Origin of the sequence: Aquabacterium parvum (genome assembly GCF_001447195.1) — a bacterium.
In the GTDB taxonomy this organism is placed as follows: domain Bacteria; phylum Pseudomonadota; class Gammaproteobacteria; order Burkholderiales; family Burkholderiaceae_C; genus Aquabacterium; species Aquabacterium parvum.
The window spans coordinates 1-18036 of record NZ_LFRI01000165.1; the positions used below are offsets into that span (position 1 = coordinate 1).

17 protein-coding genes are annotated in these 18036 nt (G+C 66.3%); 10 read left to right on the plus strand and 7 right to left on the minus strand.

All coding sequences use genetic code 11. The annotated features are described in order from the left end of the window. Together ABG80_RS21295 and ABG80_RS06365 are read left to right on the plus strand one after the other, a co-directional pair. On the plus strand, positions 1 to 251 hold a 251-nt coding region (locus tag ABG80_RS21295; RefSeq protein WP_200964273.1), incomplete at its 5' end, for an AzlD domain-containing protein. Between the two features lie 89 nt (positions 252 to 340). Further along, complete coding sequence (locus tag ABG80_RS06365) at positions 341 to 1534, plus strand: phosphoglycerate kinase (RefSeq protein ID WP_058086920.1); 1194 nt, start codon at positions 341 to 343, stop codon at positions 1532 to 1534. 200 nt (positions 1535 to 1734) lie between these two features. Here ABG80_RS06365 and ABG80_RS06370 read toward each other — a convergent pair whose 3' ends face one another. The 4 genes from ABG80_RS06370 to ABG80_RS06385 all read right to left on the minus strand — a co-directional run bounded on the left by ABG80_RS06370 (position 1735) and on the right by ABG80_RS06385 (position 5712). Then, a complete protein-coding gene (locus ABG80_RS06370) occupies positions 1735 to 2604 on the minus strand; it encodes a metal-dependent hydrolase (protein ID WP_058086921.1) in 870 nt (289 codons plus the stop codon). Positions 2605 to 2641: 37 nt separating this feature from the next. After that, positions 2642 to 3529, minus strand: coding sequence for a metal-dependent hydrolase (locus tag ABG80_RS06375; RefSeq protein ID WP_058086922.1), 888 nt, complete (start codon positions 3527 to 3529; stop codon positions 2642 to 2644). A 229-nt stretch (positions 3530 to 3758) separates the two neighbouring features. Beyond that, positions 3759 to 4856: a helix-turn-helix transcriptional regulator gene (locus ABG80_RS06380; RefSeq protein ID WP_058086923.1), complete on the minus strand. Its 1098-nt coding sequence runs from the start codon at positions 4854 to 4856 to the stop codon at positions 3759 to 3761. A 22-nt stretch (positions 4857 to 4878) separates the two neighbouring features. After that, positions 4879 to 5712 carry an alpha/beta fold hydrolase gene (locus ABG80_RS06385; protein WP_058086996.1) on the minus strand — a complete coding sequence of 278 codons (834 nt, stop codon included), beginning with the start codon at positions 5710 to 5712 and terminating at the stop codon, positions 4879 to 4881. Between the two features lie 225 nt (positions 5713 to 5937). Between ABG80_RS06385 and pyk the strand changes: the two genes are divergently transcribed. Then, positions 5938 to 7389: a pyruvate kinase gene (gene pyk, locus ABG80_RS06390; RefSeq protein ID WP_058086997.1), complete on the plus strand. Its 1452-nt coding sequence runs from the start codon at positions 5938 to 5940 to the stop codon at positions 7387 to 7389. Between the two features lie 138 nt (positions 7390 to 7527). Beyond that, positions 7528 to 8592, plus strand: a complete 1065-nt coding sequence (gene fba, locus ABG80_RS06395) for a class II fructose-bisphosphate aldolase (RefSeq protein ID WP_058086924.1) — start codon at positions 7528 to 7530, stop codon at positions 8590 to 8592. Positions 8593 to 8641: 49 nt separating this feature from the next. On the opposite strand, the gene ABG80_RS06400 is transcribed toward fba, so the two are convergent. Then, complete coding sequence (locus ABG80_RS06400) at positions 8642 to 9232, minus strand: helix-turn-helix transcriptional regulator (RefSeq protein WP_058086925.1); 591 nt, start codon at positions 9230 to 9232, stop codon at positions 8642 to 8644. Continuing rightward, positions 9233 to 9649, minus strand: a complete 417-nt coding sequence (locus ABG80_RS06405) for an AraC family transcriptional regulator ligand-binding domain-containing protein (protein ID WP_058086926.1) — start codon at positions 9647 to 9649, stop codon at positions 9233 to 9235. A 243-nt stretch (positions 9650 to 9892) separates the two neighbouring features. On the opposite strand from ABG80_RS06405, the gene ABG80_RS06410 reads away from it, so the two are divergent. From ABG80_RS06410 to ABG80_RS06425, 4 genes are all read left to right on the plus strand, one after another. Then, a complete protein-coding gene (locus tag ABG80_RS06410) occupies positions 9893 to 10720 on the plus strand; it encodes a lipase family alpha/beta hydrolase (protein WP_321166033.1) in 828 nt (275 codons plus the stop codon). Between the two features lie 106 nt (positions 10721 to 10826). After that, the gene (locus ABG80_RS06415) at positions 10827 to 11876 is read left to right on the plus strand and encodes a lipase secretion chaperone (protein WP_058086927.1); all 1050 of its coding nucleotides are present in this window, start codon (positions 10827 to 10829) and stop codon (positions 11874 to 11876) included. A gap of 150 nt (positions 11877 to 12026) precedes the next feature. Continuing rightward, positions 12027 to 12998: a lipase family alpha/beta hydrolase gene (locus ABG80_RS06420; RefSeq protein WP_200964274.1), complete on the plus strand. Its 972-nt coding sequence runs from the start codon at positions 12027 to 12029 to the stop codon at positions 12996 to 12998. A 48-nt stretch (positions 12999 to 13046) separates the two neighbouring features. Next, positions 13047 to 13958, plus strand: a complete 912-nt coding sequence (locus ABG80_RS06425; RefSeq protein WP_058086928.1) for a phosphoribosylaminoimidazolesuccinocarboxamide synthase — start codon at positions 13047 to 13049, stop codon at positions 13956 to 13958. Positions 13959 to 13962: 4 nt separating this feature from the next. On the opposite strand, the gene yihA is transcribed toward ABG80_RS06425, so the two are convergent. Then, positions 13963 to 14847, minus strand: coding sequence for a ribosome biogenesis GTP-binding protein YihA/YsxC (gene yihA / locus ABG80_RS06430; RefSeq protein WP_083505879.1), 885 nt, complete (start codon positions 14845 to 14847; stop codon positions 13963 to 13965). Between the two features lie 137 nt (positions 14848 to 14984). On the opposite strand from yihA, the gene ABG80_RS06435 reads away from it, so the two are divergent. Continuing rightward, the gene (locus ABG80_RS06435) at positions 14985 to 15611 is read left to right on the plus strand and encodes a c-type cytochrome (protein ID WP_058086929.1); all 627 of its coding nucleotides are present in this window, start codon (positions 14985 to 14987) and stop codon (positions 15609 to 15611) included. A 200-nt stretch (positions 15612 to 15811) separates the two neighbouring features. Further along, entirely contained in the window at positions 15812 to 18028 is a 2217-nt protein-coding gene (locus ABG80_RS06440; RefSeq protein WP_058086930.1) for a cytochrome c biogenesis protein ResB, read from the plus strand. Positions 18029 to 18036 lie beyond the last annotated feature (8 nt).

The following is an 18036-nucleotide window of genomic DNA, read 5'->3' on the forward strand; positions in this document are numbered from 1 at the left end:
GGTGTGGGGCTTCATGGGCTGCCAAATTTGCAAGAAAGCGCGGGGCCGGTATTTGTTTCCTTGCAAATATCGCACCACACTTCAACCAAAATAGCATTGCAGATCAATGGCTTGCGAGTTGTTCAGGACGGACTAAGTTGGCTGCAGCGCCCGCGGCGGCGGCCTGGGCCTGGTGGCGCAAGGACATGCTCAGCACCATTTTGGTCGGCATGGCGGTGTACTTGGCGCTCAAGCTGGGGGTGGGTTGGTGAAAGGGGCTGGGATCCTGCAGGCTGGGGTTTTCTATAATCCCGTGGTTTTGTCCCCAGCATTCACCGACACCGCGGACGCGGCCGACACCATGAACATCATCCGATTCGAAGACCTCGTCGCCCAGGGCCAAGCCTCGGGCAAGCGCGTGTTCATCCGCGCCGACCTGAACGTGCCGCTGGACGACGCCGGCAACATCACCGAAGACACCCGCGTGCGCGCTTCGGTGCCGGCCATCGAGCTGGCGCTCAAGGCCAACGCTGCCGTGATGGTGACTTCTCACCTGGGCCGCCCGACCGAAGGCGAATTCAAACCCGAGGATTCGCTGGCTCCGGTGGCCAAGCGCCTGGGCGAGTTGCTGGGCCGCGAAGTGAAGCTGGTGAGCAACTGGGTGGATGGCGTGGACGTGGCCCCGGGCCAGGTCGTGCTGCTGGAGAACTGCCGCCTCAACAAGGGCGAGAAGAAGAACAACGAAGAGCTGTCCAAAAAGCTGGCCGCGCTGTGCGACATCTTCGTGCACGACGCCTTTGGCACGGCTCACCGCGCTGAAGCGACGACTTATGGCATCGCTCAGTTCGCCAAGGTGGCTTCTGCCGGCCCTCTGCTGGCCGCCGAGATCGACGCCATCAACAAAGCCCTGGCTGCTCCGAAGCGCCCGTTGATCGCCATCGTGGCCGGCTCGAAGGTGTCGACCAAGCTGACCATCCTGGAGTCGCTGTCAAAGAACGTGGACGGCCTGATCGTGGGCGGCGGCATCGCCAACACCTTCATGCTGGCCGCTGGCCTGAAGATCGGCAAGTCGCTGGCCGAGCCCGATCTGGTGGGCGCGGCCAAGGCCGTGATCGAGTCGATGAAGGCGCGTGGTGCCGAGGTGCCCATCCCTGAAGACGTGGTGGTGGCCAAGACCTTTGCGGCAGATGCACCAGCCACCGTCAAGGCAGCCACAGAGGTGGCCGATGACGACATGATCCTGGACATCGGGCCGAAGACGGCTGCCAAGCTGGCCGCGCAGCTCAAGGCTGCCGGCACGGTGGTGTGGAACGGTCCGGTGGGCGTGTTCGAGTTCGCTGCCTTCGAGCAAGGCACCAAGGCCATCGCGCAGGCGATCGCCGAGTCGAGCGCCTTCAGCATCGCCGGTGGTGGCGACACGCTGGCGGCCATCGCCAAGTACGGCATCGAAAAGGACGTGGGCTACATCTCGACCGGTGGTGGTGCATTCCTGGAAGTGCTGGAAGGCAAGACGCTGCCGGCGTTCGAAATCCTGACCCAGCGCGCGGCGGGTTGACGCCAGCGGCCTGGGCGCGCGCCTTCGGGTGCTGGTGCCCGACGCGTCCCCCGCCTCCTTGCGCAACCCGATGAGGCAAGCGGGGCGCCGCAAGGTGCAGATCGCAGCCACCCAAGGCAAAAGGCCTCCCAAGCATGGGAGGCCTTTTCGTTTTCAGCGCCTGAACGACGACGCGTGACCGATGCCTGCGGGGCGCGGATTCAGGCGCCAGCCGCGTGCAGGACCTCGCCGGCCTGGATCGGGTCGCCCGTGCGGTTGAAGGTGTCGAGCCAGAGGTGATAGGTGCGCATCTGACCGGCGTGCCAGGGATGAAAGCCGGGTTTGTAGTACTGCAGGTAGTGGCCCAGGATCGGCATGTACAAGCCACCCGGCTTGAAGATCCACCACATGCCCTGGGCCATGAGCTTGAAGCGCTGCCAGCCTTTGAAGCCGTCGACCTTGAGCATGTAGCGCGTGGTCAGCAGCGAGTGGATGTTGAAGCCGAGGGTGACCACGGCCATGGCCCAGACGCGGCGCAGGTAGCCCACCTTGGCGACCTTCTGCATCACGTCGAAGGCCACGGCCTTGTGCTCGATCTCTTCCATGGCGTGCCAGGCGTACATGGCGCGCATGCGTGGGTCGGCCTGTGCCAGCACTTCTTTCTTCTCGAAGAAGCTGTGGGCCATGATGGCCGTCATGTGCTCGGCGGCGGCGGTTTCGGCCAGCGTCTGCTTTTTGGGCAGGTATTTGCGCAGCACGTTGAACAGCATGTTGTGCGTGAAGCGCTCGAGCGCGTCGACGTCGATGCCTTGAGCCTTGAGGCGGTTGTTGTACTGGCTGTGCACGATGCCGTGCTGGCCTTCCTGGCGCATGAAGTCCTTGATTTCGGCCAGCAGCTTGGGATCGCTGACCTGGTCGCGGTAATCGCGCACGCAGGAGATGAAGTAGCGCTCGCCTTCGGGGAAGATGGTGGACATCGCGTCGAAGAAACGGGTCTTGAAGGCGTCGCCGCCGAACCAGTACTTCGGGATGTCGCCTTCGAGGTCGAAGTCGAGCTTTTCGCGCGGGACGATGGGGTGGTCTTGGCTCATGGCAGGGCTCCTGTCAGGCTCCGGGCGATGGTGATGGTCAGCCGTGTTGCTGGCTCAAGGCCAGGCGGTTGCCTGCTTCGATGGGGCTGCCGGTTTCCTTGAGCAGCTTGAGCCAAGGCTCGTAGCTGGGCACCACGGGCTCTTGCCACGGGTGGAAGCTGGGCTTGAGGTAGCTGAAGTACTTGCCCATCATGGGCATGAAGATGCCGCCGGGCTTGTAGAGCCACCACAGGCCCTTGGCCCAGATCTTGGTGCGCTGCCAGCGGCTGAAGCCATCGACCTGGAACATGTGCTTCATGATCCGGAAGACGTGGTAGGGGAACAGGGCCGTGACCAGCAGCATGGAGCTGATGCGGGTCCAGTAGCTGGCCTTGGCATGGTCTTGCAGCACGTCGAAGGCGACGCCCTTGTGCTCCATCTCTTCCATGGCGTGCCAGACGTAGAGGGCGCGGATGCGTTCGTCGGCGTTGGCGAAGATGGCGGGGCGCTCGACGAAGCAGTCGGCCATGATGGCGGTGATGTGCTCGGAGGCCGTGGTGATGCCCAGCGTGAACTCGCGCGAGAACACCTTGCGGATGATGCCGAAGAGGCGGTGCTCCTGGCCTTTGAGGATGGCATCGACGTCAACGCCCTGTGCTTTGAGGCGGTTGTTGTACTGCGTGTGCAGCATGCTGTGCTGGGCTTCCTGGCGGGTGAAGTCCTTGATTTCCTGCAGCAGCTTGGGGTCGTCGATGCGGTCCTTGAAGTCGCGCACGCAGGTGATGAAGAACTTCTCGCCCACCGGGAACAGGGTGGACAAGGCATCGAAGAAGCGGGTCTTGAACGGGTCGTTGTCGAGCCAGTACTTGGGGATGTTGCCGTCCAAGTCGAAGTCCAGCTTTTCGCGCGGGACGATCGGGGGTGGGGTCTGTTGTTCGTGTTGCATGGTTTGTCTCCTCGGACGCGTTGCGCCTGACTGCTAGAGGCAATCGGTCTGATGAGTCCGAACTGTAGGCAGCGCACCCCGGGAAGACCATGCAAGGCAGCGACAGAAAGCGAAATTTCGCGACATCGTCCCACTAGGGAAAACGCGTGGTATCGGGTTTGCCGCGGTTTCAGCTTGACTGGCTGGGGGCGCACGGTCCCCGCGTGTGGGTGGGCTGGTGCGGCTTCGATCAGCGCAGGGCTTTGCGGAATTGGCTGGGGGTCTGACCAGACCACCGCGTGAAGGCAAGCGTGAAGCTGCGCCGGTCCGTGAAACCCAGCCGCTCGCTGATGTCTTCGATGCTGAGCTCGGGCTGGCGCAGCCAGGCTTGTGCCAGGCGATGTCGCACGCGGGACTGGATGGCCGAGTGGCTGTCGCCGATGTCCTTGAGCCGGCGTTGCAGGGTGCGGGGATGCAGGCCCAGTTCCTGGGCCAGGGCCTCGACACCCAGTCCGAGCAGGCGTGGTTTGTCGGCGAACGCCTGCTCGATCTGTTGGGCCAGTTGCTGACCGGGCGCGGTGCCGCCCTCGTTGGCTTCGGGCTGGACGCGTTGTGCCACCTGTTGCACCACCCGCTGACCGGCTTGTTCGTGCAGGCTGGGGAAAGCACCACGCAGGGGCTGGTCCAGCAGGCTGCGTTCGAACCACAGGGCATCGATGTCGGCGCCCCAGGTGATCGGCACCTGGAAGTGGGCGTTGACCTTGTCGGCGTCCTGGTGGGGGAGGTGTCGCAACGAGATGCGCCCGATCAGCGGCTGGCCGCCAAGCAGCATCTTGCAGAACTTGACTACGGTGGTGAAGATGCCTTCGGCGAAAGGCCAGCCGATGGCCGGGTCGTTGTCGGGCACTTCAAAGCTCAGCGCCAGGCGCGCTTCGTGCCCGTGCTCGGAGAGCTTGAAGCGCATGTACGGGTTGACCAGCTGCGGGATCCATTCGAGGGCCCGCGTGGCGTCGCGCAGCGTGGCGCTGGTGGTGATGAAGGTCTCGACGTCTGAGAGGTACTCGAAGGCGAAGGTCTCACCCAGGGCCAGCGGGAAGTGTTGAGCGCTGCCGTTGCGGCGCGTGGCTTCCACGCAATGGTGCATGACGCGCTGGATGGTGACGCGGTCGACGGTGGAGGTGGCAGGGTGCAGGTGCAGGGTGTCGAGGCCTTCCTGGCGGAAGATGGCCTCGATGTCGACGCCGCACAGGCGGGCCGCACGGACCCAGTTCGTCACGGTGACGAAGGGGATGCGTTGTGGCAGCGGGGGCTCACCAGTGGGCGGTGGGGCGGGGCGGGTGTCGGGCACGGTTTGGAGCGATGGGACCAGCTCAATCAGGCGAGGACGCCAAGTCTGCCTCGAAGCGACGCAGCCAGGTCAGCACCTCGGCGACGGTCTCGCGCGGGCGCTCGAAGGGGTAGAGGTGCGAGCCATCGATCCAGGACAGGCGCTTGCCCACGATTTGCCGGGTGCCCGAGAGGCCGACCAGCCGTGATTCACGCGAGCGGGTGCCGCCGATGAAGGCCACCGGGCACTGGAAGGGGTGGCGTTTGAATTCCTGCAGCAGGCCGTGCGGCATGGTGTTGTAGATGGCGGTCTCGACCTCGCGGCGAAAGCTCAGCAGGCGGGCGCGGCCGTCGGCGTGGCCTTCCGTGCCGCGCGCCAGGTAATCGGCCAAGACGGCGGGATCGAACGCTGCGAACTTGCGCTTGGCGGAGAAGTGCTCGTGCACGGCGCGCTGGTTGGGCCACTCCTGGGTGCGCTGGGCCGAGATGCGTGAGGGCATCACCTGACCCATGGTGCGGGTCTGCTTGGCCAGGGCGATGCCGGTGGCCTTCCAGCCGTGCAGCAGCGGTGAGTCGAGCACGACCACGCCGCGCGCCAGGTGCGGGTGGCGGTTGGCCACCATCATGCTCAGGTAGCCGCCCAAAGAATGGCCGACCAGGTAGGCGGGCTCATCGACCTCGTGCTCGATGAACTGCTTGAGCTGCTCGACCAGGTGCGGCCAGTCGGTGGTGACCGGGTGACGCGGGTCGTGGCCCAGCTTGTCGATGGCGCGCACCTCGAAGCCTGCCGCGCGCCAGCCATCGAACAGCACGCGGTAGGTGCTGGCCGGGAAGCTGTTGGCGTGCGAGAAGACGATGGTGCGCTGGGTTGGGCTCATGCCTGGGTTGGGCGAGTTCGGCATCGGGATGCCAAAAAGTGTAAGCGGGTTGACGCAAGGCTGCCGAGTCCAGGCTTGCCGCGAGGGTGCCGGTCGTGAACCAGGCCCGCTGGCGCCAGGTTTGTGGTGCATCGCCACAGTCTGTGATCGTGCGGTTTTTCCGCGATTCACCTCGTGGGATTTGGTGTGACACTGGTGGTCAACCTGACTCTCGAAACCGTCACCATGCCACGTGCCACCAAGATCGTTGCCACCCTGGGCCCAGCTTCCTCCACCCCTGAGGTGCTGGATGCGATGCTGAAAGCCGGGGTCGACGTGGTGCGGCTGAACTTCTCGCATGGCAAGGCACAGGACCACATCGATCGCGCGCAGCTGGTGCGCGAGGCCGCGGCCCGCGTCGGCAAGGTGGTGGCCATCATGGCCGACCTGCAAGGCCCCAAGATTCGCGTGGGCAAGTTCGCCGAGGGCAAGGTCATGCTCGAGCCGGGCCAGCCCTTCGTGCTGGACGCCAGCCGCACCGAACCGGGTGACTTGGGCGGCGTGGGCCTGGACTACAAGGAGCTGCCGCGCGATGTGAAGCCCGGCGACACCCTGTTGCTCAACGATGGCCTGATCGTGCTGACGGTCGAGTCGGTCAAGGGCGACGAGGTGCACACCAAGGTCAAACTGGGTGGTGAGCTGTCCAACAACAAGGGCATCAACAAGCAAGGCGGTGGCTTGACCGCGCCCGCGCTGACGGCCAAGGACATGGAGGACATCCGCACGGCGGCGAGCTTCCAGTGCGACTACATCGCCGTGTCCTTCCCCAAGAACGCCACCGACATGGAGATGGCGCGCCAGCTGTGCAACGTGGCCGGCGAGCCCTGGAAGCACCGCCCGGCGCTGATCGCCAAGATCGAGCGCACCGAGGCCATCCCCAACCTGGAGGCCATCCTCAAGGCCTCGGACGGCATCATGGTGGCCCGTGGCGACCTGGCCGTCGAGGTGGGCAACGCCGCCGTGCCAGCCCTGCAAAAACGCATGATCCGCCTGGCGCGCGACATGGACAAGGTCGTCATCACCGCCACGCAGATGATGGAGTCGATGATCGTCAACCCGGTGCCCACGCGCGCCGAGGTGTCCGACGTGGCCAACGCCGTGCTCGACGGCACCGACGCCGTCATGCTGAGCGCCGAGACGGCGGCCGGCAAGTACCCCATCGAGACGGTCGAGCAGATGGCCAACATCGCCACCGAAGCGGAATGGGCCGAAGAGGTGTCGCTGGACGCCGATTTCAGCAACAAGACCTTCGCGCGCATCGACCAGTCCATCGCCATGGGGGCGCTGTTCACGGCTCACCACCTGGGCTGCAAGGCCATCATCGCGTTGACCGAGTCGGGCTCGACTGCGCTGTGGATGAGCCGCCACAAGATCCACATCCCCATCTTCGCGCTGACGGCCCAGCCGATCTCGCTGCGCAAGATGGCGCTCTACCGCAACGTGCGCCCGCTGCTCGTGCCCAGTTTCACCGACCGCGACGAGGCCCTCAACAAGGCCGAAGCCATCCTGGTCGAGCAGGGGGTGCTGCGACCGGGCGACACCTACGCCATCACCTGTGGCGAGCCCATGGGCCACCCTGGCGGCACCAACATGCTCAAGGTGTGCGAGGTCAAGGCACCGGCCACCTGGCGCTCCTGAAACCGGGGATGGGCCCGGCTGGCGAGCCTCGTTAGAATCTCGGACGGTTTTCAGGGCCGGGTCGGCTGGCGGCGCCACGAGCGCACCCCAGCCGACGCGGCTTTTTCGTCATCCATCTGTCCGATTTTGGGGATTTCCATGCCACTCGTTTCCATGCGCCAGCTGCTGGACCACGCCGCCGAACACAACTACGGCATCCCGGCGTTCAACGTCAACAACCTGGAGCAGGTCCAGGCCGTGATGGCAGCGGCCGATGAAGTCGGCGCCCCCGTGATCCTGCAGGCCTCCGCTGGTGCCCGCAAGTATGCTGGCGAGTCCTTCATCAAGCACCTGATCCAGGCTGCGGTCGAGGCCTACCCGCACATCCCCCTGGTGATGCACCAGGACCATGGCACCAGCCCGAAGGTGTGCGCCGGCGCCATCGACCTGGGCTTCGGCTCGGTGATGATGGACGGCTCGCTGAAAGAAGACGGCAAGACCCCGGCCGACTTCGACTACAACGTCGAGGTCACCCGCAAGGTCGTGGAAATGGCCCACAAGGTCGGCGTGACCGTGGAAGGCGAGCTGGGCTGCCTGGGCAACCTGGAAACCGGTGAAGCCGGCGAAGAAGACGGCATCGGCGCCGAAGGCAAGCTGGACCACAGCCAGATGCTGACCGACCCCGAAGAAGCCGCCGTGTTCGTCAAGGCCACCCAGCTGGACGCCCTGGCGATCGCCATCGGCACCAGCCACGGCGCCTACAAGTTCTCGCGCAAGCCCACGGGCGACATCCTGGCCATCAGCCGCGTCAAGGAAATCCACCAGCGCATCCCCAACACCCACCTGGTGATGCACGGCTCGTCTTCCGTGCCCGCCGAGCTGCTGGCCATCATCAACCAGTACGGCGGCAAGATGAAGGAAACCTACGGCGTGCCGGTTGAAGAAATTCAAGAAGCCATCAAGCACGGCGTGCGCAAGATCAACATCGACACCGACATCCGCCTGGCGATGACCGGTGCCGTGCGCAAGTTCATGTTCGAGAACCCGGACAAGTTCGACGCCCGCGAGTGGCTCAAGCCCGCCCGCGAAGCCGCCAAGGCCGTGTGCAAGCAGCGTTACATCGAGTTCGGCTGCGAAGGCCAGGCTGGCAAGATCAAGGCCATCTCGCTGGTGGACATCGCTGCCGCTTACGCCAGCGGCAAGCTGGCCCAGGTCGTGGCCTGATTCCTGGCGTCTGCCACGAAAGCCAAGGGTTCACCGCCCTCGGCTTTTTTCATGGGCGCTCGGTGCGCCGAGCTTTGCGCCAGGCGCCTGGGGCTTCTCCTGTCCAGCGTTTGAAGGCGTGGTTGAAAGCGCTTTGGTTGGCGAACCCGAGCTTGAGGGCCACGTCGGCCACCGACAGCTGTGCTTGACCGAGCAGGCGCAAGGCGCGCTCTTGCTGCAGCCGATCGACCAATTGACGGAACTGAAGCCCCTCCAGGTCCAGCCGATGCTGCAGCGTGCGAGGGGTCACGCCCAATGACGCGGCCACCTGGGTCAAGCTCGGGCGCGAGCCCTCCAGGGCGCGTCGGATGGTGTGCTTGACCATGCCCAACCAGGTGTCGGGGGCGCAGGCCATTTGCACCAGGCGTTCTTCGGCCAAGGCCAGCAGCCGGGCATGCACCTCGGCGCTCGCATCCTGCAGGGGCAGCCAAGCGTGGCTCGCCGGGGCGATCAGCTGGTTGCTGTCCTGGTTGAAGCGAACGGTGCCGCCAAAGGTGCTTTGAAAGAGTTGCAGATCCTGCGGATGCGGCGGAGGCGCAAAGCCGAAGTCGGCGTCACAAGCCAGGTCCTGGCGGCCAGTCAGGGCCCGTGCCTGGTGCACCTACAAACCGAGCGCAAACATGATGTGTGCCGGGGTCGGCGCGGCCATCACGGGCAGCCAGGTCATGCGAACTTGGCCCTCCTGCAGCGACAACGCCGTCAGGCTGACCTGATCGAGCAAAGGCTCGTATCGGTGCAGCACCAGCGCGGCATCGGCCAGGGTGGGGCAGGCCATCGCCAGGTAGCCCACGAGCCCCAGGTGCCTGGGCTGCACATGTGCGGCCAGCCTGAGGGGGTAGACCGGGTCGTTCAACACCGTGCACACGTGCGCCAGGAGGCGCGAGCTCAGCTGGCCATCCAGCCGCTGGGATGCGGGCGTCTGCAGCAAATGGCGCACCTCGTCGCCGAGGATGCTGACCGGGTCATGTCCGGATTTTTCCAGGTGTTCGAGCAGCGCATGCGCGTAACCCGCGATCACAGCGCCTGATTTGTCGTCAAAGATTCCTGGTGCATTCCCGGGTTTTGCGTCTCGGAACAAGGTGTCTGCGTGCCTTCGCAATACCCCGTTGTGGGGAGGTTTTGAAAATGGTCGCCAGGCCTGCCGCGCTCTATCGGCCCTGGTTCCTCGAAGGACGCCAGTGGATCCCAGGAGTGCTCATTCCCCGAATGGGGGATACCCGGAGGCCAGTTCTCCGCTCTGCAACCAACTGGAAGTCCCCACATGAAACAACAAGTCCGGCTCCTCGCCACTTCGGCGGCCACCCTTGCACTCTGGTCCGCACTCCCGGCTGCGGCCAGCACCTACGGCCAGACGCGCTATCCGATCGTGCTGGCGCATGGCATGACTGGCTTCGACAACATCGGGCCGATCGACTACTGGTATCGCATCCCGTCGAACCTGCGTGCCAACGGCGCCACCGTCTACGTCACCCAGGTTTCGGCGTTCAACTCGTCCGAGTTGCGCGACGAGCAACTGCTGGAGCAGGTCGAGGAGATCGTGGCCGTCAGCGGCAAGCCCAAGGTCAACCTGATCGGCCACAGCCATGGCAACCACTCGTCGCGTTACGTCGCCGGCGTGCGGCCTGACCTGGTCGCGTCGGTGACCTCGGTGTCGGGGCCCACCTTCGGCTCCCCGGTGGCCGACGTGGTGCAGGGCGTCTCCGATCTGGGCGGGCCGACGCTGACCAAGGTGGTTGCATCGGTGGTCAGTGGCCTGGGCAAGCTGGTGGCCCTGCTCTCGGGCAACCCCCAGCTGCCGCAGGATTCGTTCGCGGGCATGCAGTCCCTGACCACCAAGGGCGCTGCGGACTTCAATCGGCGCTTCCCGGGGGGGGGGGGCCCTCCACGCCTTGTGCACAAGGGCCCGAGGTGGCCAATGGCGTGCGCTACTACTCGTGGAGCGGGGTGGGGCAGATCCACAACCTGCTGGATCCGGCCGATTACGCGCTGGCGCTGTCGGGCCAGGCCTTCTTGGGCAAGCCGAATGACGGCCTGGTCGGGCAGTGCTCCAGCCACCTGGGCAAGGTCATCCGGGACGACTACCGCATGAACCACTTGCACACGGTCAACCAGCTCTTCGGGTTGGTGGGCCTGGGCGTTGACCCAGTCGGGACGTACCGCGTTCACGCCAACCGACTGAAGTTGGCGGGCCTGTGATGAAGCGACGCGGGTGGGAGGGGATCGCTGGCCTCGCGCTGGCGGCGTCCGGGGCGCTGTGGTGGGGCTGGCGCCCTGCGAGCGCTCCCGCTGTCGCTTCGCAAGACGGCGGGGATGCGCCGGGCGGATGGCACGCGCTGATCCAGGCGAGTGCCCCATCCGGCCCGGGGCTGCAGTCAGGGGTGGAAGGCTTGCCTGCGTCCCTTCAGGGCACCGAGCTCGATGGTCAGGTGCGTGCCGACGCGCAGGGGCGCTTGGTGGTCGATCGGGCGCTGCGCGACCGGTTTGACTACTTCCTCTCCTTGATCGGGGAGGAGCCCGAAGCCCGGGTTCTGGCGCGGCTGGATGCGCACCTCAAGTCCTTGCTGCCACCGCAGGCCCTGGCCACCGCCCGCGACCTGCTGGCCCGCTACATGGCTTTCCAGCAAGCGCGAGCCCGACTCGGGCAGCAAGACCCCCAGGCCGACGTGAGCACGCTGGAGCCGGACGTGCTCAGGGCCCGTTTCGAGCGCATTCATTCGCTCAAGCAGGCGCATTTCGATGCGCAGGAGCTCGCGGCCTTTTTCGGGGATGACGATGCCGAGGACCGCTACACCCTCGCGCGCCTGAGCCTGTGGCGAGACGCCTCGCTGGACAGCACGGCCAAGGCACTGCGGCTCAAGGCCTTGCAAGCGCAGTTGCCGCCAGCCTTGCGCGAGCGCCTGACGGTGGCCGACACCGTGGCCGATCTGCGTGCCCTGCGCGAGGACTGGCAGTCACGGGGCGGTGACGCCCAGGCCCTGCGGTCTGCGCGGCTGGCCCTGGTCGGGCAAGAGGTCACCGACCGGCTCGAGGCCCTCGATGCCAGGCGCGATGATTGGCGCGAAAGGGTGGCGAGCTACCTGCAGGGCCGCGCGGCGTTGCAGGCCGACCCCAGCCTGAGCACGACCTTGCGCGAGCAGGCGGAGTTGGCGCTCAGGCAGCGGCACTTCACTCCCCAGGAGTGGCCAAGGCTGGAGGCCTGGACGCAGGCCCAGGCTCAAGGCGTCTCGCTCGGGTCACCTCGGTGACACCGCCCGCCCCCCGATGCGGGGGCGGTTTCGTTCGCTGGCGGAGGTAACATCCCGCGCCACTCAGCGGGTGGCGCGGTAACGCCCCTGGCGAAAGGAAACGCAGTGTCGAGCAAGCAAGCTGGGGGGCTCCCCCTGAGAAGAATGGGCGTGATCGGGGCCTTGGTGACCACCATGGCGTGGCCGGTCAGCACGGTGGGGCAGCCAGCGCCAGGCGCCGAGGTGTCCGCTCCCGTGGTGGTCGGTGGGGCTGCCGCATCGCCCTCGGGGCCGCGCTACCCCATCGTGCTGGTGCACGGCATGATGGGCTTCAAGGAGCTGGACCTGGGCTGGCTTGGCAAGCTGCCTTATTGGCGCGGCATCGTCGATGCCTTGGTGGCCGAGGGCGCCACGGTGCGCGTGGTGCAGGTGTCGGCCTTCAACACGTCCGAGGTCCGTGGCGAGCAACTGATCCCGCAAGTCGAGCAGATCCTGCGCGAAACCGGCGCGCAGAAGGTCCACCTGATCGGCCACAGCCACGGCAGCCAGACCAGCCGCTATGTGGCGGGCAAAAAACCCGAGTGGGTGGCTTCCGTGACCGCCGTCGCAGGCCCGACCTTCGGCTCGGAGTTTGGCGGCTGGATGCAGAAACAGGTCAAAGGCGACACCTGGGCAGCGAGCCTCATCATGGGCTTGGGACATCAGATCGGTCGTTTCGTGAACTGGGCCAGCGGCACCGATTTGCCGCAGGACGTCGGGGCAGCGCTGGCTTCCTTGCACAGCGAGGGCGCAGCCGATTTCAACCGGCGCTTTCCTGGTGGTGTGCCGTCCGAGCCGTGTGGTCAAGGGGCCGCCCAGGCGGACGGGATCCGCTACTACTCCTGGAGCGGTGTTGGTGCATTCCACAACTGGCTCAACCCCGCTGACTACCAGATGGCCCTGACCGATCTGGCGTTCAGCAAGGAGGAGGGAGATGGCCTGGTGGGGCGTTGCGCCAGCCACCTGGGCCAGGTCATCCGCGACGACCTGCCGCTCAACCACTTCCAGATCGTCAACCAGATTGGCGGCCTGGTGGGCGAAGGCGCCGACCCGATCGGCCCCTACGTGGAACACGCGCGCCGCCTGAAGGCGCTGGGGCTGTGAGCCCGCTCGCGGGATAATGCCGAGCTGACCTGAACGAAGACCGCTGCCATGACCCAAGCCTTGCACACCTCCCAACTGAGCTCCCTGCCGCTGCTGGCCCGCGGCAAGGTGCGCGACAACTACGCCGTCGGCGACGACCGCATCCTGATGGTGGCCTCCGACCGCATCAGCGCCTTCGACGTCATCATGGGTGAGCCGATCCCTGGCAAGGGCGCGCTGCTGACGCAGATGGCGCTGTTCTGGTTCGAGCTGCTCAAGGACGTGGCCCCCAACCACCTCACCGGTGACGACCCGGTCAGCGTGGTGAGCGCCGCCGAGCGCGGCCAGGTGGAAGGTCGCTCGATGCTGGTCAAGAAGCTCAAGCCCCTGCCCGTGGAAGCCGTGGTGCGCGGCTACCTGGCCGGTTCCGGCTGGAAGGAATACCAGGACAACGGCATGGTGTGCGGCGTCAAGCTGCCCGCCGGCCTGAAGAACGCCAGCAAGCTGCCCGAGCCCATCTTCACCCCCGCCACCAAGGCCGAGGTGGGCGACCACGACGAGAACATCTCGTACGAGAAGATGAGCGAGATCATCGGCGCCGACATGGCCGCCAAGGTGCGCGAGCTGGCCGTGGCCCTCTACAAGAAGGCCGCCGACTTCGCGCTGACCAAGGGCATCATCATCGCCGACACGAAGTTCGAGTTCGGCCTCGATGAGCACGGCAACTTGACCGTGATGGACGAGGTGCTGACGCCCGATTCCTCGCGCTTCTGGCCCATCGAAGGGTACGAGGCGGCCTTTGCCGCCGGCCAGAACCCGCCCAGCTACGACAAGCAGTTCCTGCGCGACTGGCTGGAGCAGGCCACCGTGAACGGCCAGCCCTGGGACAAGACCGCGCCGTCGCCGGCCTTGCCACAAGACGTGATCGAGCACACCTCGGCCAAGTACCGCGAGGCCCTCACGCGCCTGACGGGCGCCTGAGCGCTCAGGCCCGATCGGGGTCTTCGGCAGCGGCCGCTGCGTCAGCCGCGTCGGCTGCTGCAGCCGCTTCCGCCAGGGCGGCGGCTTCGGCGGCCAGGGCCTGGGCTTGTTCCGGGCTCAAGGCCCAGCTCTGCAGCAGCTCGGCCGCGTCGCCCACGCCGGTCTTGTTCAGCGACGAGAACAAAGCGATGCCGATGTCCGCCTCGTCCGTGGCCAGGTCGGCCAGCACCGTTTGCACCTGGCGCAACGAGTCAGCCTGCTCCTTGCGGTTGAGTTTGTCGGCTTTGGTCAAAAGAACCAACAGCTTGACCTCACCGTTGCGGATGCGCGGCGCCACGAACCCCAACAACTGCGTGTCGAGCTCGGTGAAGCCGTGTCGGCTGTCGACCATCTGCACGACGGCGCACAGGTTGCGGCGGCGAGCCAGGTAGTCGGCCATGACCTCTTGCCAACGCAGCTTGGCCGTGCGGTCGACGGCGGCGTAGCCGTAGCCGGGCAGGTCGGCCCAGATCTGGTCGGGCGCGGCCTTGGGGCCCAGGTGGAAGAGGTTGATGTGTTGCGTGCGACCCGGGGTTTTGGACGCGTAGGCCAGCTGGCGCTGCTGGGCCAGCGTGTTGATGGCCGTGGACTTGCCTGCGTTGGAGCGGCCCACGAAGGCCACTTCCGGCAATTCGTGCACCGGCAGCTGGTGCAGCTGGGCGGCGGTGGTGAAAAAACGCGCCGAGTGGGCCCAGGCCAGGGCCAGCTTGGCAGGGTGCTGGGCCAGGTCCTTCGTGGGGGCCGGGCCGGGGTTGGCGGCAGCCTGGCTGGCGTTGGGCGCAGGGCGCGGACGGCGCCTCGGACCGGGGTTTGTGCTCGCCTTGGGGCGAGAGGGTGTCGAACGGGTCATGGGACATTGTAAAATCTCTGGGTTTGTTTGCCCAAACTGCGTTGGCTCTGGTTTTCGCAGGTCCGGGTGATCCCCACCGCGCTCGTTGCCCCGAAAGCCGCGAGCGACCCCAACAACAAGCCCAGACTCCCAACGTCATGAAGCGCTTTTCTCACCTGATCGCCCTGGCCTCGGTGGCCTTGTCCCTGTCTGGCCTGGCGCACGCCTCCGCTGCTGGCAAGGTCGCCAAGCCCGATCTCGCCGCAGGTGAAGCCAAGGCTGCGGCCTGCATGGCCTGCCACACCGCCGACGGCTCGCGTGGTGCGCCCGCCTACCCGATCCTGCAAGGCCAGCACCCCGAGTACCTGGTCAAGCAGCTGACCGAGTTCAAGGAAGGCAAGCGCAAGAACAGCATCATGTCCGGCATGGCCGCGCCGCTGACGCCCGAAGACATGCGCAACATCGCGGCCTTCTACGCCTCCAAGAAGGCCAAGGACGGCTCCGCCAAGAACGCCGCCCTGGTGGCCCTGGGCGAGAAGATCTACCGCGGGGGCATCGCCAAGAAGGGCGTGCCCGCCTGCGCTGGCTGCCACAGCCCCAACGGCGCTGGCATCCCCGTGCAGTACCCCCGCCTGGCCGGTCAGCACGCCGACTACACCAAGCTGCAGCTGACGACCTTCCGCCAGGGCGAGCGCACCAACAACGCCCAGATGGCGACCATCGCCGCCAACCTGAGCGACAAGGAAATCGAAGCGCTGTCCGACTACATCGCCGGCCTGCGCTGATGGGCTTGGCCGTGTGAGCTGCCGCTGTCCGCGCCATTCAGGCGGGTCAGGCGGCCCACGGCGTCAGATGCCTGCAGCCAGCGATGCTGCACACAACACACAGGCGGGAACCCTGAGCGGGGTGGCCCGCTTTTGTTTTGGGCGCTCGCCGCCCACATGACCGATCATTCCAGGCACCAACGCGCCTCACCGACGCACCCATGAACGCCACGGCCCTGCCATCTCACCGCACACCCGCCTCCGACTGGCGTCGCCAGGCGCTGGAGCTGTTGTCGTCGATGCGTTTTGCCATCGCGCTGCTGACGGTGATCTGCATCGCCTCGGCCATCGGCACGGTGGTCAAGCAGGGCGAGCCGCTGGTCAACTACGTCGACCAGTTCGGGCCCTTCTGGGCCGACGTGTTCGGCGCGCTGGGGCTCTACCGCATCTACAGCACGGGCTGGTTCCTGGTGATCCTGGCCTTCCTGGTGGTCTCGACCAGCCTGTGCATCGCGCGCAATGCGCCCAAGATCCTCGCTGACCTGCGCACGCACAAGGAGCACATCCGCGAGCAGGCTTTGCAGGCCTTTCACCACCGCGCTGCAGGTGCGCGTGCTCAGCCGCTGGCTCAGACGCAGACCGAGGTGCTGCAGGTGCTGGCGCAGCAGGGCTGGTCGGTCAAGTCTCAGCAACGCGAGGCCTCGGTCCGAGGCGAAGCGGGCGTGATGATCGGCGCGCGCCTGGGTGCGGTCAACAAGCTGGGCTACATCGCGGCGCACAGCGCCATCGTGCTGATCTGCCTGGGCGGTTTGTTCGACGGCGACCTCATCATCAAGGCGCAGGTGTGGGCGCAGGGCCTCAAGCCCTTCCAGGGCGGTACCGAGACCGAGCAGGGCCGCCTCAGCGTGACCAACCCGGCGTACCGGGCCCAGCTCTTTGTGCCCGAGGGTGCGCGCACCAACGCGGCGGTCATCAACCTCGAAGACGGCATGCTGCTGCAGCCACTGCCCTTCGACATCGAACTCAAGAAGTTCTCGGTGGACTACTACGCCACCGGCATGCCCAAGCGCTTTGCCAGCGACATCGTCATCCACGACCCGCGCGCGACCGAGCCCAAGGCCTTCACGGTCGAGGTCAACCACCCGGTGGTCTACGACGGTGTGACGATTTTCCAGTCGAGTTTCGAAGACGGTGGCTCGTCGGTGCGCCTCAAGCCGCTGCGCCTGGACGCGGCGCCGGCCCAGGCTGCGGCCGAGTCGCTCGAGTCCACGGTCGGGCAAGCGCCGCAGGGGCTGCCGGCGCAGTGGTTCGAGCGCTCGGCGCAAGGGCCCCTGCAGCTGGAGGTCAGCAACCTGCGCATGATCAACGTGGAAAACCTGGCCGAGGCGCGCAGTGCGCAGGCTGCAGGTGAGGCGGGCGAAGCGGCTTCGGGCAGCGCCACCGACACGCGCGGCGTCAACGTGGGCGAGCTCACCAAGCACCTGGGCTCTGGCGCCAAGTCGCCGGGCAACAAGGAGCTGGTCAACATCGGCCCTTCCATCACCTACAAGCTGCGCGATGGCGCTGGCCAGGCCCGCGAGTACCAGAACTTCATGGCGCCCGTGAAGCTCGACGGCCGCATGGTGTTCCTCTTCGGCGTGCGCGACACGCCGGCCGAGGGCTTTCGCTACCTGCGCGTGCCGGCCGACCCCAACACCTCGGTGGACACCTGGTTGCGCCTGCGCCAGGCCCTCAATGACGAGGCGATGCGAGCCGAGGCGGCGCGCCGTTTCGGGCGCATGGCCGCGCCCGCAGACCGCAGCGAGCTGCAGGCACAGTTGGCCGACTCGGCGCAGAAGGCGCTGGGCCTGTTCGCCGGTGCGGTGGCGGCCCGCCAGGGGGCCCAGCCCATCGGTGGCCTGCAGGGCCTGTCGGATTTCATCGAGGTGGCGGTGCCCGAGGCGCAGCGCGAGCAGGCCTCGGCCACGCTGGTGCGCATCCTCAATGGCGCCTTGTTCGAGCTGCTCAACGTCAGCCTGGAGCGGGCCGGGCAGCAGCCCTGGTCGGCCGAGGGCGAGGCCGGCGAGCCCGTGCGCGAATTCATGACGCAAGCCGTGCTGGCCCTGTCGGATGCCTACTTCTACCCCTCGCCAGTGCTGCTGACGCTGGAAGGCTTCGTGCCCAAGCAGGCCAGCGTCTTCCAGGTCACGCGCACCCCTGGGCGCAACGTGGTCTACCTGGGCTGTGTGCTGCTGATCGTCGGGGTGTTTGCCATGCTTTACATCCGCGAGCGCCGCCTGTGGATCTGGCTGCAGGATGATGGCGCCTCTGGCACCCGCATCAAGCTCGCCCTGTCGTCTACCCGACAGACGCTGGACACCGATCGCGAGTTCAATCGCCTGCGCGACACCCTGTTGGGCGCGCAGGCCGATGTGCCCGCACCGGCTGCCCAAGCCTGATGTTTTCC